The organism is Streptomyces sp. (assembly GCF_031178505.1).
In the GTDB taxonomy this organism is placed as follows: Bacteria; Actinomycetota; Actinomycetes; order Streptomycetales; family Streptomycetaceae; genus Streptomyces; species Streptomyces gulbargensis.
Map to the genome: position 1 here is coordinate 1 of NZ_JAPSIW010001020.1, position 1,773 is coordinate 1,773.

A 1,773-nucleotide genomic window follows, 5' to 3' on the forward strand; every position below is an offset into this window, starting at 1 on the left:
CCCTGGACGGCCTGCCCGGCCTGCCCGCCCGTATCCGGACGTACCTCGATGCCCACAGGCGCCACGACGTGCCCGCGGCGGCCGGCTGCTTCGGCCCCGCCCCGGTGGTCGTCGACGACGGCCGCACCCACCGCGGCCGCGACGCGGTCAGGGCCTGGCTCGAGAGGACCTCGGCCGAGTACACCTACACGGCCACTGCTCTCACTGCCGTCTCCCACGACGACCGGCGCTGGACGGTGGCCCAACGCCTTGACGGCGACTTCCCCGGCGGCACCGTCGACCTCGCCCACGCCTTCACGCTCGATGACGAGGGACGCATCACCGGGCTCTCCATCGCCCCGTGGACGGCCGGGTGACTCGGCCGCTCGGCCGCTCACAGGCTCTCCCGTGTACGTCCGGTGCGGCTGCCCGCTCTCCGGATGTCCCGGGGCGGCGCCTTCTTCTAGAGGCCGACGTCCACCCGGTCGATGTCCGTGAACTCCACGCCCAGGCCGTGGGCACGGGTGTTGTTGGCGCGGAAGTACATCTCCGCGAGGCCCTCGGCCGCGATGCGCTGGAGCTGCTGTTCCGTGGCGCCCTGCTCGCGGGCGGTGAACAGGCGGTCCGCCCAGTCGGGCGGGAGGGCCTGGATGATGTCGCGGACACGGGCGTCGTCGGTGGTGCCCGGGGCGGCCGTGAAGCCGAAGCGGGCCCGGGCGGAGAGGACCAGGCCGTCGGTGGTGGACGCCTTGCGCCTGGCCCTCTCCCGGACCTTCGGCTGCCAGCGCTTTTTGACCTCGCGTTCCATGCGTTCACGCAGCTCGCGGCGGGGCCGTTTGAGCCCGCCCTTGACGTAGCGCTCCACCGTGCGCTGGGAGACGCCGAGGAGCTGAGCGGTGGCTCTGGTGCCTTTGAGCTGCTTGACCAGGTACTTCATCTGGGCCTGGGCGCTCTTGGGGAGGGGGCGGGTGAACGCTCCCTCCAGTGCGCGGTCCAGGCCGTCCCCGACCGGGTCCGTCATCGTCGGCTACTCCCCTTCTCCGGCGGCCGGGTCGGTCTTGATGTGGTTGGCGATGTTGAAGACGCCGCCCTGTTCCTCGAACTGTTCCTCGGCCCACAGGACGGTCCGGGTGCCCTGGTGCTTGACCATCCCCGGGGAGACGCCGAGCCGGAACGTGCCGGGGACGGGCTTGCCCTCGGGGGTGCGGGGCAGGACGTCCAGCGGGGTGGGGCCGGGCGAGGGGTAGACGACGGCGTCGGTGCCGACGGCCACCGGGTAGAGGTCGGCGGCGGCCGCGGTCTTCATCAGCTTGCGGTGCAGGCCGATGCGCTGGTTGGCCAGGACGGCGGCCCGGATGTCGGGGCGCCAAGTCTCCCGTTCGAGCGCGGGCCACGGCTCGTGGTACGGCACCTGGCCCCGGTTCCGCTGGCGGAGTTTGCCGATGCCGCCTTTCGCGGTCGCCTTGATCGCCCCGACCAGCAGCGCCATCACCGGGTCGCTCTGCCGGGAACGGGCCATCGCGTCGAGGAACTCGGCGCCGTCGAGGCCGGTGGTGACGCCCAGATCGGCCATCGTGGTGACGTACGCGTCGCGCAGGCGCTTGTACCAGGCGTCCAGGTAGCGGCCGGTGCGGGTGCGCACGTACGCCTCGACGGGCGCGACCTCGAAGCCGAGTTCCACCGCGTAGGCGACGGTGGGGGTGGCGTACCAGGCCGGTCCGGTGGGGCGCTCTCCCTTGGGGGTGAAGGGCGAGGGGAGCCGGCCGCCGTCGACCGGGCGGCCGTCGACCCGCA

2 protein-coding genes and 1 pseudogene are annotated in these 1,773 nt (G+C 72.8%); 1 reads left to right on the top strand and 2 read right to left on the bottom strand.

The genetic code is table 11. From position 1 onward, the window contains the following. A partial coding sequence (locus tag RIF68_RS35780) for a nuclear transport factor 2 family protein (protein ID WP_309055797.1) occupies positions 1-356 on the top strand: 356 nt, incomplete at its 5' end. A gap of 86 nt (positions 357-442) precedes the next feature. Here RIF68_RS35780 and RIF68_RS35785 read toward each other — a convergent pair. Both RIF68_RS35785 and RIF68_RS35790 read right to left on the bottom strand, forming a co-directional pair. Further along, positions 443-1,000 carry an XRE family transcriptional regulator gene (locus RIF68_RS35785; protein ID WP_164286924.1) on the bottom strand — a complete coding sequence of 186 codons (558 nt, stop codon included), beginning with the start codon at positions 998-1,000 and terminating at the stop codon, positions 443-445. A gap of 6 nt (positions 1,001-1,006) precedes the next feature. Beyond that, positions 1,007-1,773, bottom strand: a pseudogene (locus RIF68_RS35790) (transcriptional regulator); the annotation flags it as partial.